Origin of the sequence: Tautonia plasticadhaerens (genome assembly GCF_007752535.1) — a bacterium.
GTDB lineage: Bacteria > Planctomycetota > Planctomycetia > Isosphaerales > Isosphaeraceae > Tautonia > Tautonia plasticadhaerens.
This window is the reverse complement of record NZ_CP036426.1, coordinates 4,810,600-4,825,992: the sequence shown is the minus strand read 5'-3', so window position 1 is coordinate 4,825,992 and position 15,393 is coordinate 4,810,600. Positions and strand designations below refer to the sequence as shown.

Sequence of the window (15,393 nt, the reverse complement as noted above, 5' to 3'; positions counted from 1 at the left end):
CGGGGTCATCATCCCGCCGGCTCAGAGCACGAACTTCAAGACCGCGAATCCGCCGACCAGGAGCAGGACGAAGGCGACCGCCAGCAGGTTGAAGTACTTCTCCACGAAGACCCGGGCCGGCGGGCCCCAGGTCTTGATGATCCAGGCGACCACGAAGAACCGGAGCCCCCGGGAGGCGACCGAGGCGATCGTGAAGATCGCCAGGTCCACCTGCGCCACCCCGGCCGTGATCGTCACCAGCTTGTAGGGCAGGGGGGTCAGGCCGAAGATGAAGACGATCCAGGCGTTCCAGTGGTCGTACACCTGGAACAGGTACTCACCCCCCAGGCGATCGACGCCGATCGACTTGATCATGTAGGGCGGCAGGGCGATGTCCTTCTGCCCGGCCACGTCGACCAGTTCGACGTGCGCCAGGTTCTGGACGATCCAGACCCCCACCGTCTCCCAGGCCGCGAAGCCGATCAGATAGCCGAAGAGCCCCCCCAGCACCGAGGCCACCGTGCACCAGGCCGCCAGGCGCCACCAGCGGGTGGTCGCCATCAGGACCAGGGGGATCAGCAGCACGTCGGGGGGGATCGGGAAGACGCTGCTCTCCACGAACGACATGACCACCAGCGCCGGCAGGGCGTAGGGGGTCTCGGCCCAGTGGAGCACCCAGTTGTACATCCTCCGGTGCAGGGCCCACTTCGGGACCGGCTGGTGGATCTCGGCGGCGATCTCGGCGGGAAGGTCGTGAGAGGCCATGGGCGGCGGGGACTCCTGGGAAGGGCGAGGTCGTTCGGGGCGGGGATCGGGTTGACGTCGGACGAGGAGAGTGGGAGGGGGTCGACCGGGTCGGGTCACTCGGCCCCGCCGACGGCCCCGGCGTCGGGCTCGTCCCGCGGCCTCACGAGGAGCGAGACGTGCCGGATCCCGGCCGAGTCGCAGGCCGAGAGCACGTCGGCCAGGTCCTGGAAGCTCAAGGAGGCGTCCCCCCGGATCCGGACCCCCTGGTCCTCGTACGCCTCCCGGGCCGATTCGAGGACGCCCCGGAGCGCCTCCAGGTCGTACTGCTCCCCGCCGACGGCCACCAACCCCGGCTCGACGACCGTCAGGGTCAGGTCCTCCGGCCGGGAGGTCAGCGGCGACGCATCCCCCACCTCCGGCACCCGGACGTTGAACTGCTGCTCGTCCCAATCGTACAGCCGGGAGGCCACCATGAAGAAGATCAACAGGCAGAGCATGACGTCCACCATGGGGGTCATGGTGACGGACGGCATCTCCTCGTCCTGCTTGCCTTCTCCCAGCATCGTCGGCCTCGGTTCCGGGGGAGGGGACCCGATTCGGTCGGTCAGAGGACCCGGGATTCCGGCCTCGCCCGCTCGGCGGCGGTGGCGCCGGGGGGGGGGATCGCCCGGCGATCGGCCCCGGCCCAGCTCTCGGCCGAGACCAGCTCGATCACCCGGCGCACCTGCTCGTCCATCTCCCGGACCAGGCCGTCGATCCGGTTGAGCAGGAAGTAATAGGCCACCACCGAGACGATCGCGATCGCCAGGCCGAAGGCCGTGGCCACCAGCGCCAGGCTGATCCCGTGCGCCAGCGCCTGCCCCTTCTCCGCCCCCTGCGCCGTCGGGGCCCCGAGGGCGTCGAACGCCTCGATCAGGCCGACCACCGTCCCCAGCAGCCCCAGCAGGGGGGCCAGCGTCGTCGTGCCGTTGAGGACCCGGACGTTCCGCTTCAGGTCGGCGACCTCCGAGGCCGAGTCCGCGTCCACCGCCTGGCGGATCGCCGTGGCCGGCTGCCCCCAGTACCGGATCGCGTGGCCGAAGATCCGGGCCATCGGGCTCTCATGCGCCCGGCACAGCTCGGCCGCCCGGTCCCGGTCCAGCTTCCCCGTCGAGAGCCGGTCCAGGAACCGCTCGACGAACTCCTTCGGGATCACCCGCCCCCGCCTGGTGGCGAACAGCCGCTCGAAGGCGAACCCCAGGGTCGCCACCGAGCAGAGCACCAGCGGGATCAGCATCGGGTTGGCGTCCCGGATCAGCGCCGTCACCCCCTCGGTGCCGACGGCGATGGCCGGATCTTCTTCTCCCGCGTCGGGTTGCGCCTCGAATTCTGTCTCGGCCTCTGCCCCGACCGGCGGATCGGCCGCGGCCTCGGCCGCCGGGACCGCCGGCGGCCCCTCCTGGCCGATCGCCGGCAGGGCCAGCCCCCCCCAAAGGGCGAGCACCAGGGCGGGCCGGTGCCCCGGCGCGTCCGCTCCGAATCGAGCCATCGGGCACCCTCCCGGTCGCTGCCAGCCCGATCGCTCCCTCGGGCCTCCCCTCCTGGTCGGTCAATCCAGGCCACGATTCTAACGGCCCCCCTCCCCCTGTCAATTCGGGCGGAAATCCCGGCCCCCGGCGAACTTGAACCCCCCGTCACGACGTATACAATACAGACGTATACTGCACGAAGACGCGAGCGACTCGACCGGAGCCGTCCGACCCCCCGGGAGGATCCCCACCGATGGCGACCTCGACCCTGCCGGCCCGACCCGCCGACGCCCCCCCCCCGGCGAAGGGGCGCAAGTTCCAGCTCTACCTGACGATCGACGGGTTCCCGTACGGCGTCCGGCCGGTGTTGAGCGATCCCTACGTCGCCCGCCGTGCCTTCGAGCTGACCAAGCCCGACGGCACCCGATACGACATCGCCCAGACCCACCACGGCGCCTGCTGCGACTGCCCCGACTTCATCTACCGCCGCGAGGGCCTCGACCCGCTCGGCTGCAAGCACGTCCGGGCCCTGGTCGCCTGCGGCCTGATCGAGCGGGAGGACCGGGGCGACCCCCGGCCCTCGCCCCCTTCCCGGCCCCCGATCCGGGCCCGCACGCCGTTCTGATCCCGATCGGGAACGATCCCGCCCGGCATGGCGTTCGCACCCCGCCGGTGACATCCCGAGGACCCGACTCGCCCCCGGGTCCTCGGCCTGGAACCGAACCCCCGATCGCGAGCCATGCCCTTCGAACTCACCCACCCCCTGCCCGTCGAATCCGCCCATCAGCTCTCGGAACGGCTCACCGGCCTCCGACGCTACCTCATGCTCGCCCTCGGGGCGATCTGCTTCGGCAGCGTCGTCCCGGCGGGCAAGCTGGTGGCCGACGCCTTCCCGGTCCTCGTCGCCTCCTGCCTCCGGGAGGTCCCCGCGGCCCTAATCCTGGCCCCCCTGGTGATCCGGGAGCGCCGGGCGCTGCTCGGGCTCGACCGGGCCGGCTGGGTGAAGATCCTCACCGTCGCGGCGCTGGGGCTCTACGGCTTCGGCGTCCTGCTCTTCTTCGGGCTGAAACTGACCTCCGGCGTGGTCGGCAGCGTGGTCCGCAGCTCCAGCCCGGCGGCCACGGCCATCGCCTCCTGCGCCGTGCTCGGCGAGGCCCTGGGGTGGCGTCGCCTGGGGGCAATCGGCCTGGCCATCCTCGGCATCCTCGCCATCCAGCTCGGCGGAGGCACCGAGGGAGGCGGGGGCCGCATGCCCGTGCTGGGGACGGGCCTGCTCGTGCTGGCCGTCGGCTGCGGGGCCTTGAATACGGTGGCGGCCAAGTCGGTCTCCATGCAGGTGAAACCCGGGGCCGCGCTGGGGCTGGCGGCGATCGTCGCCGTCGGCCTGGCGACCCCGGCGGCGATCGTCGCGGGGCTTTCCTCCTCGGAGTCGATCTCCCCCGGCCCCGCCGGATGGGCGGCCCTGGCCTGGGTCGGCCTGGCGCTGCCGATCGGCGCCCTCTGCTGGTTCAACGGCCTCTCCCGGGTCGCGGCCTCCACCGCCGCCGGCTTCCAGGGCCTGATCCCGGCCTCGGCCCTCGTGCTCTCCTACGTCATCCTCGGCGAGCCCTTCCGCTGGGCCCACCCGGTCGGCCTGACGATCGTCCTCGGCGGCGTCCTGCTCATCGGCTGGGACGACGCCCGGTGCCGGATGGCTGAACAGGACGACTGATCCCGCCTCCCCACCTCGGCTCGCGAAGCCCTCCTTGATGGATCGTTCAATTCCGACTAAAATTTCCGACGAAACGGCCCCACCCCGACGACCCTCCTCCAACCTGGACCCCATCGCATGGCGACCGACCCGCATCGGCTGCAAGAGATCCGGGAGAAGGTCGAGGCCGGCCATCGGCTGAGCTTCGACGACGGCCTGGCCCTCTACGCGTCGAACGACCTGTTCACGATCGGCGAGCTGGCCAACCTCGTCCGCGAGCGCTACAACGGCAACTACGCGTATTACAACGTCAACACCCACATCAATCCGACCAACGTCTGCGTCTACAAGTGCGACTTCTGCGCCTTCCGGGCCGACCTGGGCGAGGACCGCGCCTACACGATGGACGAGGCCCAGGTGAAGGGCCGGGCCGAGGAGGCCCACGCCCGGGGGGCGACCGAGCTGCACATCGTCGGGGGCCTGCACAACAAGCTGCCCTTCCAGTACTACGTCGACGTCGTCCGCTGGGTGAAGGAGGCGGCCCCCGAGATCCACGTCAAGGCGTACACGGCCGTCGAGTACGAGTGGTTCCGCAAGATCGAGCGGGCCCCGCTGAAGGACATCCTCGGCCGACTGCTCGACGCCGGCCTCGGCAGCCTCCCCGGCGGCGGTGCCGAGATCTTCCACCCCGAGGTCCGGGACGAGATCTGCGGCGCGAAGGCCTCGACCGAGACCTGGCTGGAGGTCCACCGGACCGCCCACGAGCTGGGGCTGCACTCCAACGCCACGATGCTCTACGGCCACATCGAGCGGCCCGAGCACCGGATCGACCACATGATCCGCCTCCGGGAGCTGCAGGACCAGACCGGCGGCTTCCAGACGTTCATCCCGCTGGCCTTCCACCCGGACAACTCCCGGATGGACGACATCCCCAAGCCCTCCGGCGTGATGGACCTGAAGACGATGGCCATCAGCCGCCTGATGCTGGACAACTTCCCCCACATCAAGGCGTACTGGATCATGCTCGGCATCAAGACGGCGCAAGTCGCCCTGGCCTTCGGCGCCGACGACCTCGACGGCACGGTCGTCTACGAGACGATCTACCACGAGGCCGGCGCCGAGACCCCCCAGGAGATGAACATCGCCGAGATCCGCCGCCTCATCGAGGAGGCCGGCCGGATCCCCGTCGAGCGTGACACCCTCTACAACCGCATCGAACGCGAAGGCGCCCGCTGGTGGCCCGGGGAGCACATCGACGTGCCCGCCCTCGCCGGCGTGGTCCGCTGAGCCTCCCCCGATCGAACCCGGATGGCCGATGCCCCACCGCCGACCGGGCATCGGCCGTCCTCGCCTCGTCAGTCTCCCTCCACTTCCAGCCGCCATGACTCGTCGAAGTACCCCGAGCTGACGACCTCCCCGCCGTCGTCATCGACCCGGAAGACGGCGTAATCCCCCAGCCGGGGATACAGCAACGCGTTCGTGCCCCGGAACGCGTCGGCCCCGAAGGTGTGGCCGCTGTTGACGACGACGTACCGCCCCGAATTCAGGGGGTTCGGCGCGATCATCGCCGGGGCGTGGTCGGCCGCCTCGAAGGGGTCGAGGAACCCGACGCGATCCCGGGTCCAGGCCAGGGGAAGCTCGGGGAGCAGCTGCCCGATCAGCCGGTTCGACCCCGGGTCTCCGAACAGGACGAGGTGGGACCGCCGGAGGTCCTCGGCCGTCACGTCCGCGTCGTCCTTGATCGGCAAATCCCCGCGCATCCATTCGTCCCATTCCGAGGCGAAGCAGTCGAGCCGCTCCTCGGCCCACCGCTGGACGCGGGGGTTCCAGGCCGGGCCGGTTCCCCGGACGCAGAGGAACGACCCGGTGAAGGCGTCATCGATCGGGCCCTGGATGCCCGGTCGCTTGCGGGCGGTCGCGTTGAGCTGGATCTCCCGGGATTCGTCGTAGTCGAGCGCGAACCAGGAATCGCCCCGGCGTCGGTAGTAGACCGACGGCAGCAGGCTCCCGGCCGCGTCGGCCAGCGGCAGCTCGACGCCGTCGATCCTCGCCCGATCGGCCACCTGACGCTCCACCGCGAGCACGGCCACGTTCTCGGTGGCGACCTCGACCACGCCCCTCGATTCCGGGTCGACCTCGGCCTCGACCGTAGCCCTGGCGTAGTGCTCGATCAGCTCCTCCACCTGGATCCAGGCCGCCCGGTGGTACTTCGCCGTGTAGGTGACGAACCGGACCCGGGGGCGGTCGAAGGCGACCCCCCGCTCGGCGTGCTCATCCACGAAGGCGTCGATCACCGCCCGGCTCGCCTCGTCGACGCGGTGCCCCATCCCTGCGCCGACGACCCGGAGGAACTCCAGGCCCTCGGCCCTGGTCTGGAGCCCCTCTGTCGTCGTCTCGAAGCCGAGGACCCTGAGGGCCTCCACGACGTTCTCCGACGCCCGGAGCTGCGGATCCTCCTCGCCGCCGTAGCCGACGATCGGCACGTTGGACGCATTCAGGGCGTAATCGGCCGCATCATAGATGTGCAACGCCTTGCGCTGGTATTCGGGGATGTCCTCAAGCTTCGCGTAATGGATCGTCTCCGAGAACCCCGCCCCGGCCTCGACGGCCGCCCAGAGGCTCGGGTGGTGCAGCCCCAGGTGCCAGGCCCCGGCCCCCCCCATCGAGAAGCCCCTCAGGACGATCCGCTCCGGGTCGATCCGCTCCGTGCGGCGGACGGCGGCGATCGCCTCGAACACGTCCGACTCCCCCGCCCACCGGTACGCGTTGTTCCCCCTCCCGTAGACGTGCAGGACGATCCGCTCGTCGATCCCCTCGGGCGTGGCCTTGCCCTCATGATCTCGGATGAACCGGACCTCATTCAAACGCGCGTTCCGGCCGTGCAGGACCACGTCCAGCCGGACCCGGGCCTCGCGGTCCAGCCCCTCCGGCCGGTACACCGCATACGGCTGGACCGAGCCGTCGACCTTCGAGACGTACCCCCGGACCACCCCCCCTCCGGCCGTCGTCCAGGGCCGATCGCCGCCGATGGCCTGCTCCGCCCGGGCAAGGCCCCGGTCGAGGGCGTCGAGGGTCCACGCGGCCGAGCCCTCCTCGAAGTACTCGCCGTGGCGATCGATCCATTCGGCCGCCTTCAGGAAGACGGCGACGTCGGCGAAGGCGTCCCCCACCTCCCGCTCATCGGCGATCAGCGACGCCTCAAGCCGGTCCAGCCGGTCGGCCAACTCGGCCGACCTCTCCCGGATCGTCGCGAGCTGCTCCTCGGTCGGCGGGTGTCGGTCGTCCTGGGCGACGGCCGGGGCCCCGAGCAGGGCGAGGGCCAGGGTCCATCGCGAGGTCATCACGGTCATGGTCGGGGCTCCGGGCCGATCCGGGGGCCGGACGGCTCCGACGCCCCCGGCCCGATCGATCGCCCGGCGATTCTAACACCTCGACCGCCCTCCCCCCACCGCCCGGCGCCCACGGCCGGGCTCAGGCCGCCAGGTCGATCAGCCCGACCGCCAGCAGGCCCAGGCTGATGCCGACGTTCACCTGGAAGAACGCGACGTTCACTCGGCCCAGGTCGTCCGGACGGACGATCGCGTGCTCATACGCCAGCAGGACGGCCACCGCCGCCACGCCCGCCCCGTAGATCCAGCCGAACGGCGGGTAGGCCAGGCCCAGGCCGATCAGGGCCAGCACCATCGCCGCGTGGCTCGCCGCCGCCAGCCGGAGGGCGCCGCCGACCCCCAGCCGCGCCGGGATGCTCCGCAGGCCGCTCTCGCGGTCGAACCCGGCGTCCTGGCAGGCGTAGATGATGTCGAACCCGCCCACCCAGCAGAGCACCGCCAGCCCCAGCAAGGCCGGCGGCCAGGCCAGGTCCCCCCGGATCGCGATCCAGGCCGCGATCGGCGCCATCGCCAGCGCCGCCCCCAGCCAGTAGTGCGCCAGGCTCGTGAACCGCTTCGCATACGAGTATCCCAGCAACCACAGCAGGACCGGCGCCGACAGCGCGATCGGCCAGGGGTTCTCCGGCAGGAACAGGGCCGTCGAGGCCACGAACAGCCCCGCGCTGCCCGCCGTGAAGAGCGTCACTGCCCTGACCGAGAGCCTCCCGCTCGGCAGGTGCCGCGTGGCGGTCCTCGGATTGCGAGCGTCGATCCGCCGGTCGACCAGCCGGTTGAAGGCCATGGCCGCCGACCGCGCCGTCACCATGCAGAGCAGGATGCCGAGCCAATGCTTCGGGCCGGTCGGATGGTCGTGCGCCGCCATCGCCGCCCCCAGCAGGGCGAACGGCAGGGCGAACAGCGTGTGGCTGAACCGGATCATCCCGAGGATGTCCCGGAGCGTCTCGATCGGCCCGGAGGAGGTCGGTGCGTCGGTCGACATGGTCGGGAGTCCAGGTGCCCTCAGTCCTCGGGGCCGCCCGGGGGCGGGCCGTAGCCCCAGCGCCGGATCAGGTCGTTGCCCACGCCGAGCTGGTCGCAGATCCGCGCCACCACGAAGTCGACCAGGTCGTCCAGCGACGTCGGCCCGTGGTACCAGCCCGGCATCGCCGGCATCACCACCGCCCCGGCCCGGGTCACGGCGGCCATGTTCTCGATCTGGATCAGGTTCAGCGGCATCTCCCGGGGGACCAGGATCAATTTCCGACGCTCCTTCAAATGGACGTCGGCCGCCCGGGTGATCAGGTTCGTCGTCACGCCGTGGGCGATCGACGCCAGGGTGCTCATGCTGCACGGGCAGACCACCATCCCCCCGGTCGGGAACGACCCGCTGGCGATCCCGGCCGTGAAGTCGGCGTGGTGGTGGAAGACGACCCGGCCGGGCCCCAGGTCGCCGAAGACCGCCGGGTCGAACCGGGAGGCCGACTGCGACGGGGCCACCCCCGTCTCCTCCCGCATCACGTGGGCCCCGCTCGGGCTGATCGCCAGGTGGACCGTGCGGCCCGACCCGCAGAGCACCCGCAGCAGCCTCAGAGCATACGGCGCCCCGCTCGCGCCGGTCATCGCCAGCACGATCGGCCGGCCGGCGTCGCCGTCGGGGCCCGACCCGGTCAACCCGGGGTCCCCGGCTTGGTGCCCACGTACAGGGTGGCGATCCCGAAGGTCAGGGGGTGCTGCACCGCGTCCACCAGCCCCCGGCTCGTCATCAGGTCGAGCATCTCTTGGCCGTCGGGGAACTGCATCACCGACTCGGGCAGGTATCGGTAGGCGTCGTAACGGTTCGGCGCCACCGCCTGGCCCACCCGGGGGAGGACGTGCGTGAAGAAGGTCAGGTACAGCCGTCCCAGCACCGGCCCCCTCGGCCGGGAGAACTCCAGGATCGCCACCTTGCCCCCCGGCCGGGCGACCCGGATCATCTCGTCCAGCCCCTTCGCCGTGTCGCTCACGTTGCGGAGGCCGAAGGCGACCGTGACGACCCCGAACTCGCCGGTCGGGAAGGGCAGGCGCTGGGTGTCCCCCTCGATCAGGGTCACCCGGTCCTGGGCCCCCAGCTTCCGGGCCTTCTGGTTGCCGATGAGCAGCATCTCCCGGCAGAAGTCCGAGCCGATCACCGGGGACTTCCCCCCGGCCGCCCGGTCGTAGGCCAGCGCCAGGTCGGCCGTCCCGGTGCAGCAGTCGAGCACCGGCACGCCGGGCTCGGGGGGGACCGTGCGGACCGTGAACGCCCGCCACATCCGGTCGACGTTCAGGCTGAGCAGGTGGTTGAGCAGGTCGTACTTGCCGGCGATCGAGGCGAACATCGAGCGGACCCGATGCCCGGACTTGTCGACCTCCGGCCCGGCCTTCGCAACGTCGGGATCGGTCTGGGTGGCCACGTCTCGCAGTCCGTTGGTTGGTTCGAGGGGCGAAGCGTCGGGGGGGCGGGCAGGGCGGCCGTCCACCTCGGATGATATAGGCAAGCCGCCCGACTTGTCCACGACGCCCGACCTCTCCCCGGGGGCTGCGGCGAGGGTCGGGGTCCGCCCCCCGACCGGGGCCGCCCTGCGGTGGGACCGGTCGCGGCCCCTCCCGGGGGGTGCGAGGCGTCGGGTTCGTTTCGTCATGCCGGGGGCCACGGACCCGATCGGCCGGTCGAGCGGTCCGCTTCGGGGAGGGGCGGGCCAGGGCGGATCGGGTCGGAAGCCGGTCGGGGCGGACGGGGGACGGGACCGGGCGGGGCCGGGGCGTCGGGGTTCGGGATCGGAGACGGTCGGGGGCGGAGGGGTCGTCGAGGGGGGCGACCGCATCGCCGGGGAGGCGGGGCCGGGGGTTGCCGGGTCAGGAGCGTCGGGAGGCGGCCAGGGCCGCCCGTCGGGCCCGGCGGTTGGGGCCCGAGGGGGACGGGGAGAGGCGGTCCCGGAGCGTCGAGGAGAGCGGCCCGGCGGCCGGGGTCGCTCGGGGGGCGGGGGGCTCGGGATGGGCCTCGGCCGGGAAGGCGTCGGCCCCCCCGGGGGCGACGGCAGCTGGCGGGGCGGTCGGCCGGGGGGCCGGGGCCCGCACGGGCCTCGGCGGCGGGACCGGCGTTGGGGATGGGGAGGGGGCGGGATTCGACCGGGCCTGGTCGGGGGCTCGGGCGGCCTCGGCCTCGGCCTGGAGGCGGCGGAGCCCGTCGAGGCATCGGGAGATCTGGAGGCGGGCGTCCCGGGCGTAGCGCTCCAAGAGGCGGATCGGGGGAGCGTCGTCGAGGCCGAGGCCGAGGCCGAGTTCGGCGTCGGATCGGGCCCGGGCGTCCCGGTCGTCCAGGTGGGAGGCGAGGCGGGCTCGGAGGGCCTCGACGACGCTCCGGACCAGCTCCAGGCCGGGCCCGGGGCCGGCGTCCTCGGGGTGGAGGTCCCAGGGACCGGAGCCGACCCGGGCGGCCTTCGAGGCCCCGAGTAGGTCCATCGCCAGGTCCCAGGTGTCGGGCCTCCAGCCCTCGCAGCGCCGGAGGGAGTCGGCCACCTCGTCCCAGCGCCCGATGAGCCAGAGGACGCCGTGTCGGGTCTGCAAGAGCCTCGGCTGGACGACCTCGGGGCGTCGGGAAAGGGCGTCGGCCTGCTCGGCGACCAGGGCGGCCCGGTCGTCGTCCCAGGCCTCGGCGGCCCGGTCGGCCAGTTCGGCCCGGAGGGCGATCAGGCGTCGCTCGCAGGAGTCGAGGCGGACGGACTCGGCGCAGAGGCGCTCGAACAGCCAGTCCTGGGCCGGGCCTTCGGGGCGGTACGAGGCGAGCCATTGCTCCTTGCGGTCGGCGATGGCGTCGGCCATGGCGGACGGGGGGGTCGCGCCGAGCCGGGAGAGGCCGTGCGAGGTCGCGTTCCGGGAGGATCGGGCCTTGCCCTGCTCGGTGCGGGGGCCGGTCGACTTCAGGGCGTTCAGCCGGTTGGCGATCGTCTGGGACGGGGTGGCGGGCATGGGGGTCGTTCCCGGTCGAGGTGCGGCATCGAGTGGCGCGGGTCGGCTCGGCAGGGGAGCAATCGATCCCCCTTGACTTCACTATCGAGAAATCCGGCAGGCTTAATTGCGGAATTCCGCCGGGACGGGGAGATTGGGGGCCGAGGCCCTGGGACCGGGGCCGGATCGGGTGCGCCGGCGGACCCCGGCACTCGGCACACGATCGGCCGGGTCATCGACCCTCGTCCCCGTCCTCGGGGGTGAGGGTGGGCGCAGCCCGGGTGAGGGGGCTCGGATGAGGCGCCAGGCCCTGTGTCCGACGCACCGACCCCTCACCCCGGCCCTCTCCCCGCGAGCGGGGAGAGGGAGTCGGATCCGGTCCCTCGCCCCCGTCTTCGGGGGAGCGGGCGGGCGGAGCCCGGGTGAGGGGGCTCCCGGACGAGTCGGACCGCGTCGTTCGATCGAGGACCCCGGGATGCCGCCCGACTCCCGATGGGGCTTCGGGCTCCTCGGGCTCGCGGCGATCGGCCTCGATCAGCGCCGGATCGGTAGGGTGAACTCGACCTCGTCCCGGCCGGAGCCCACGACCTCCTCCCGAAGGTCGCTCGGCAACTTCCAGAGGCCGAGGGTCAGCTCCCCCTCATGCTGGTTGCCAAGGACGAAGACCCCCTCGCGGTCCGTCGTGGCCGACTTGCCGTCCACGGCAATCGCCCGGACGATGCCACTGGCATCCCGATCCTCGTCCCGGATGTTCCAGATATGGACCCCGGCGACCGGCATCCCCTGCTCGTCGACGACCCGACCTCGGACGACCCGATGTCCCTGGCCCTCCCCCCAGTAGACCAGGCCGAGCTGGCCGATGAGGTTGACGGCGAACTGCCCGAGTTCGCCCGCGCTCGGCAGGCCCCGCCTGGCGGGGAGCACGACCGAGCGAGGCTCGGGGCGAGGCGAGCAGGCCAGTCGGATGGGAGCAGGGTCGCGATCCTCCGGGACGATGATCGGTCGGGGGTCGGCGACGAAGGCGTATTCAGTCGTCAAGGGGAGCAGGCGGTACTCGCCGGGCAGCATCGAGATCGAGAATCGGCCGTAGGCGTCGGACTCGACGAAGCGGTTTCCCCAGTGATGGCCGGCTCCTTCCGCGTTGACGAGGTTGATCCCGACGCCGGGGAGGGGGCGGCCGTCGTCGACCGAGTAGACGGCGCCCGAGAGCCTTCGGGAGGGATCGAGCCGGAGGTCGGCCAGGGAGTCCCGCCCGACCTCGACCCGGACGCCGACCACGTCCCGGGCGAGTCGATCGGCCTCGGGACCCTGGAGGATCCGGACGACATAGACCCCGGGACTCGCGCCGGGGATCAGGTAGCGGCCGTCGGGGCCGGTCCGGGCCTCGTACGGGAGGGAGACGGAGAAGTCGACCGGGGCATTCGGCATGGTCGCCACCACCTGAATCCCCTCGGCCGGTTCGCCCGAGTGCGAGTCCGTCACGAGGCCGGCGATGCCACCGGCCGGGCGGAGGATGATCGGGGGGGGCGACTCGGCCCTCGCGGCGACGTTCACCGCCAGTCCCGAGCGGTGCCTCGACTCGGCGGACAGGAACGCCCAGGTCTTGTCCGGCAGGGGGATGGAGATCGAGCCGTCCCGGCCGGTCGTCAGCTCGCCGAACAGTCCGATCGAACCGTCCCGGTCCAGGGTGGCAATGCCCTCCAGTCGTCGGATCCCGATCCCGAATGGTCCCCTGTCCATCAGTTCGTCGACGAAGACGCGGGCCCCCTCGACCGGCCGACCCGACTCGTCGAGGACCTGAACGGTCACGGGCCGAGTCAGGGGTTGCAGGGTGATCGTGGCGGGATCGTCCTCGGTCCCCGATCGCCCGTGATTCGTCCAGTAGCCGATGGCCCGGGGACGATCCCCTGGGCCGGCCTCGTTGCCTCCGACCTGCGGGCTCGCCCCCCGGACGGCGATCAGGCTCATCCCCCGGGCGCGGCCCGGCACGACGGCCCGGCCGTCGTCGTCGGTGACGAATGTCCCCCGGAACACGAAGTTCTCGACCCGGACCGGGACGCCCGGCGCGGGGGTGCCGTCCTGCTCGACGACGAGGACGTGCAGCGGCTCCCCGTCGTCGGGCACGTCGACGGTCGAGGGGGTCGCCTCCCCGGCGGTCGGGGGCGGGGGCTCGTCGGGGAGCGAGCCGATCCCGAGCCCGGCCGAGGCCGGGCCGAGGGCGAGGGCGACCAGGGAGATCGAGAGTCCTGCTTTCATGAGAAGGGTCCTCCGTGACAGGGACGCGGCCAGGATCGCCACCGCGGCCGGGACCTCCCCGGTCGCCACCCGGCCGGCGGCGAGGCCCCAGGCCAGGCGGATGGTGGCGTCGATCAGCGCTTCGGGGGGGCCGGACGAGGCGGCCCGGGGGGCGAAGGGCAGGGGGGGGAGGCCGAGGGCCACCCCCTGGCGTGAGAGTCGGCGGCGGAGGCGGTCCCGGGCCCGGGAGAGTCGGCTGTGGATCGTCCCCTCGGCCACGCCGAGCGCCGAGGCGGCCTCGGCGGCCGATCGGCCTTCCAGCCCGCAGAGGACGACCGGGGCCCGGAAGGCGGGGGGGAGGCGGTCGATCTCGTCGTAGAGGGCCGACCAATCGTCCCGGCGGTCGGCCTCGTCGGGGACGGCGGGGGTCCGGCGCCCGGCGGCGATCCGCTCGTGCCTCGACCGCCGGGAGGCGGCCACCCGGGCCTTCCTGGAGACCCGTCGGGCCACGCCGAAGAGCCAGGGGGCGATCGAGTCCCGGCCCCGGAGCGACCCGGCCCGTCGGGCCAGCACGAGGAAGACGGCCTGGAAGGCGTCGTCGGCGTCGGCCTCGTTCGACCGGCCCAGCACCCCCCGGCAGACCCGGTGGACCATCGGCCCGTGCCGATCGACCAGGGCCGAGAAGGCGGCATCGGCCCGGGGGCGGTCGCCGTCGAGGAACCGGTCGATCAGCTCCCCGTCGGCCAGCCCGGCGAGGGAGCCGCCCTCGAAGATCGAGCGAAGGTGTCGGAGCGTCGCACCGGTCGATCGGCTTCCCATCGCGTCTCCCGTCCCTCCCTGTCCGGCGAGTCCGGGGGAAAATGCCCGGCCGACCCGCCGGCCTTCCCGATTTTCCCGGATTCTCCGACGCGATGCACCGTGCCGGTCGGCGGCGAGGGGGTCGCGGCGAGGCCCCGGGGCGGGCGGCGACCCGTCGGGGCGTCTCGGGACGCGGGGCCCTGGCGGAGTCGGGAGAGGTGGCTACCCTGTTCTGGGGGGAGTGCCGGTCGAGGACCGGTCGACCTCCCCGAAGGACCCGAGGCGGATCGAGCCGATGACCGACGTCCACCACCTGCGCTGCGGAACGATCGAGGCCCCGGGGGGGGCGAAGGCGATCTGCCACTGCCTGCTCCTGGAGGACGACCGGGGGCTCGCCCTGGTCGACGCCGGGATCGGGCTGGAGGACGTCCGGAGTCCGGACGCTCGGCTGGGCCGGGGGCTGGTCGAGGCCGTCGGCTTCCGGTTCGACGAGGCCGAGACGGCCGTCCGTCGGGTCGAGCGGCTCGGCCTGGCCCCCGCGGCGGTGGCCCACGTCGTGTTGACCCACGCCGACCCCGACCACACCGGGGGGCTGGCCGACTTCCCCGACGCCTCCGTCTTCCTGTCGGTGGAGGAGCGGGCGGCCCTCGACTCGGGGAACCCGCGCTACGTGCCGACCCACTTCGACCACGGGCCGAGGTGGGAGCCGATCCTCCCCTCGTCCCGACGCTGGTTCGGCCTGGAGGCCCGGCCCGTGCCGCTCGGGTTCGCCTCCGAGGTCCTGCTGATCCCCCTGTTCGGCCACACGAGGGGCCATTGCGGCGTGGCGATCGGCCGGGAGGGGGAGGGCTGGACCCTGCACGTCGGCGACGCCTACTACCTCCGGGTCGAGACCGAGCGGGACGACCACCCCGTCTCCCGGCTCGCCGCGATGCGGGCCGACGACGACGCCCGACGACGGGCCAGCCTGGAGGAGGTCCGTCGGCTGCTCCGGGACCACCGGGACGAGATCTCCCTGTTCGGCTACCACGACCCGGACGAGTTCCCGCCCCAGGCCTGATCGGTCCGCCGCCATCCCGCCCCGATCCGATCCGACTCGCCA

The 15,393-nt window shown here is 72.6% G+C and carries 13 protein-coding genes; 4 read left to right on the top strand and 9 right to left on the bottom strand.

The annotated features are described in order from the left end of the window. Positions 1–21: 21 nt before the first annotated feature. The 3 genes from ElP_RS19380 to ElP_RS19370 all read right to left on the bottom strand — a co-directional run bounded on the left by ElP_RS19380 (position 22) and on the right by ElP_RS19370 (position 2,254). Positions 22–744, bottom strand: a complete 723-nt coding sequence (locus tag ElP_RS19380; RefSeq protein ID WP_197446177.1) for a YqaA family protein — start codon at positions 742–744, stop codon at positions 22–24. 95 nt (positions 745–839) lie between these two features. After that, a complete protein-coding gene (locus ElP_RS19375) occupies positions 840–1,289 on the bottom strand; it encodes an ExbD/TolR family protein (RefSeq protein WP_145272076.1) in 450 nt (149 codons plus the stop codon). A gap of 41 nt (positions 1,290–1,330) precedes the next feature. Then, positions 1,331–2,254 carry a MotA/TolQ/ExbB proton channel family protein gene (locus ElP_RS19370; RefSeq protein WP_145272074.1) on the bottom strand — a complete coding sequence of 308 codons (924 nt, stop codon included), beginning with the start codon at positions 2,252–2,254 and terminating at the stop codon, positions 1,331–1,333. A gap of 233 nt (positions 2,255–2,487) precedes the next feature. Between ElP_RS19370 and ElP_RS19365 the strand changes: the two genes are divergently transcribed. The 3 genes from ElP_RS19365 (at position 2,488) to mqnE (ending at position 5,211) form a co-directional block, all read left to right on the top strand. Continuing rightward, positions 2,488–2,859: a hypothetical protein gene (locus ElP_RS19365; RefSeq protein ID WP_145272072.1), complete on the top strand. Its 372-nt coding sequence runs from the start codon at positions 2,488–2,490 to the stop codon at positions 2,857–2,859. 114 nt (positions 2,860–2,973) lie between these two features. Next, the gene (locus ElP_RS19360) at positions 2,974–3,945 is read left to right on the top strand and encodes a DMT family transporter (protein WP_145272070.1); all 972 of its coding nucleotides are present in this window, start codon (positions 2,974–2,976) and stop codon (positions 3,943–3,945) included. A gap of 117 nt (positions 3,946–4,062) precedes the next feature. Beyond that, entirely contained in the window at positions 4,063–5,211 is a 1,149-nt protein-coding gene (mqnE, locus tag ElP_RS19355) for an aminofutalosine synthase MqnE (RefSeq protein ID WP_145272068.1), read from the top strand. A gap of 68 nt (positions 5,212–5,279) precedes the next feature. On the opposite strand, the gene ElP_RS19350 is transcribed toward mqnE, so the two are convergent. The 6 genes from ElP_RS19350 to ElP_RS19325 all read right to left on the bottom strand — a co-directional run bounded on the left by ElP_RS19350 (position 5,280) and on the right by ElP_RS19325 (position 14,312). After that, the gene (locus tag ElP_RS19350) at positions 5,280–7,274 is read right to left on the bottom strand and encodes a prolyl oligopeptidase family serine peptidase (RefSeq protein ID WP_145272066.1); all 1,995 of its coding nucleotides are present in this window, start codon (positions 7,272–7,274) and stop codon (positions 5,280–5,282) included. Positions 7,275–7,395: 121 nt separating this feature from the next. Further along, positions 7,396–8,292 (bottom strand): 4-hydroxybenzoate octaprenyltransferase, encoded by an 897-nt coding sequence (locus ElP_RS19345; RefSeq protein ID WP_145272063.1) that lies wholly within the window; start codon positions 8,290–8,292, stop codon positions 7,396–7,398. A 20-nt stretch (positions 8,293–8,312) separates the two neighbouring features. Beyond that, complete coding sequence (locus tag ElP_RS19340) at positions 8,313–8,912, bottom strand: UbiX family flavin prenyltransferase (protein ID WP_145278559.1); 600 nt, start codon at positions 8,910–8,912, stop codon at positions 8,313–8,315. Between the two features lie 47 nt (positions 8,913–8,959). Next, positions 8,960–9,724, bottom strand: a complete 765-nt coding sequence (ubiE, locus tag ElP_RS19335; RefSeq protein ID WP_231749184.1) for a bifunctional demethylmenaquinone methyltransferase/2-methoxy-6-polyprenyl-1,4-benzoquinol methylase UbiE — start codon at positions 9,722–9,724, stop codon at positions 8,960–8,962. A gap of 442 nt (positions 9,725–10,166) precedes the next feature. After that, the gene (locus tag ElP_RS19330; RefSeq protein ID WP_145272061.1) at positions 10,167–11,279 is read right to left on the bottom strand and encodes a hypothetical protein; all 1,113 of its coding nucleotides are present in this window, start codon (positions 11,277–11,279) and stop codon (positions 10,167–10,169) included. 513 nt (positions 11,280–11,792) lie between these two features. Continuing rightward, positions 11,793–14,312, bottom strand: a complete 2,520-nt coding sequence (locus ElP_RS19325; RefSeq protein ID WP_145272059.1) for a sigma-70 family RNA polymerase sigma factor — start codon at positions 14,310–14,312, stop codon at positions 11,793–11,795. A gap of 274 nt (positions 14,313–14,586) precedes the next feature. Between ElP_RS19325 and ElP_RS19320 the strand changes: the two genes are divergently transcribed. Continuing rightward, the gene (locus tag ElP_RS19320) at positions 14,587–15,351 is read left to right on the top strand and encodes an MBL fold metallo-hydrolase (protein ID WP_145272058.1); all 765 of its coding nucleotides are present in this window, start codon (positions 14,587–14,589) and stop codon (positions 15,349–15,351) included. The last annotated feature ends 42 nt before the right edge of the window (positions 15,352–15,393 follow it).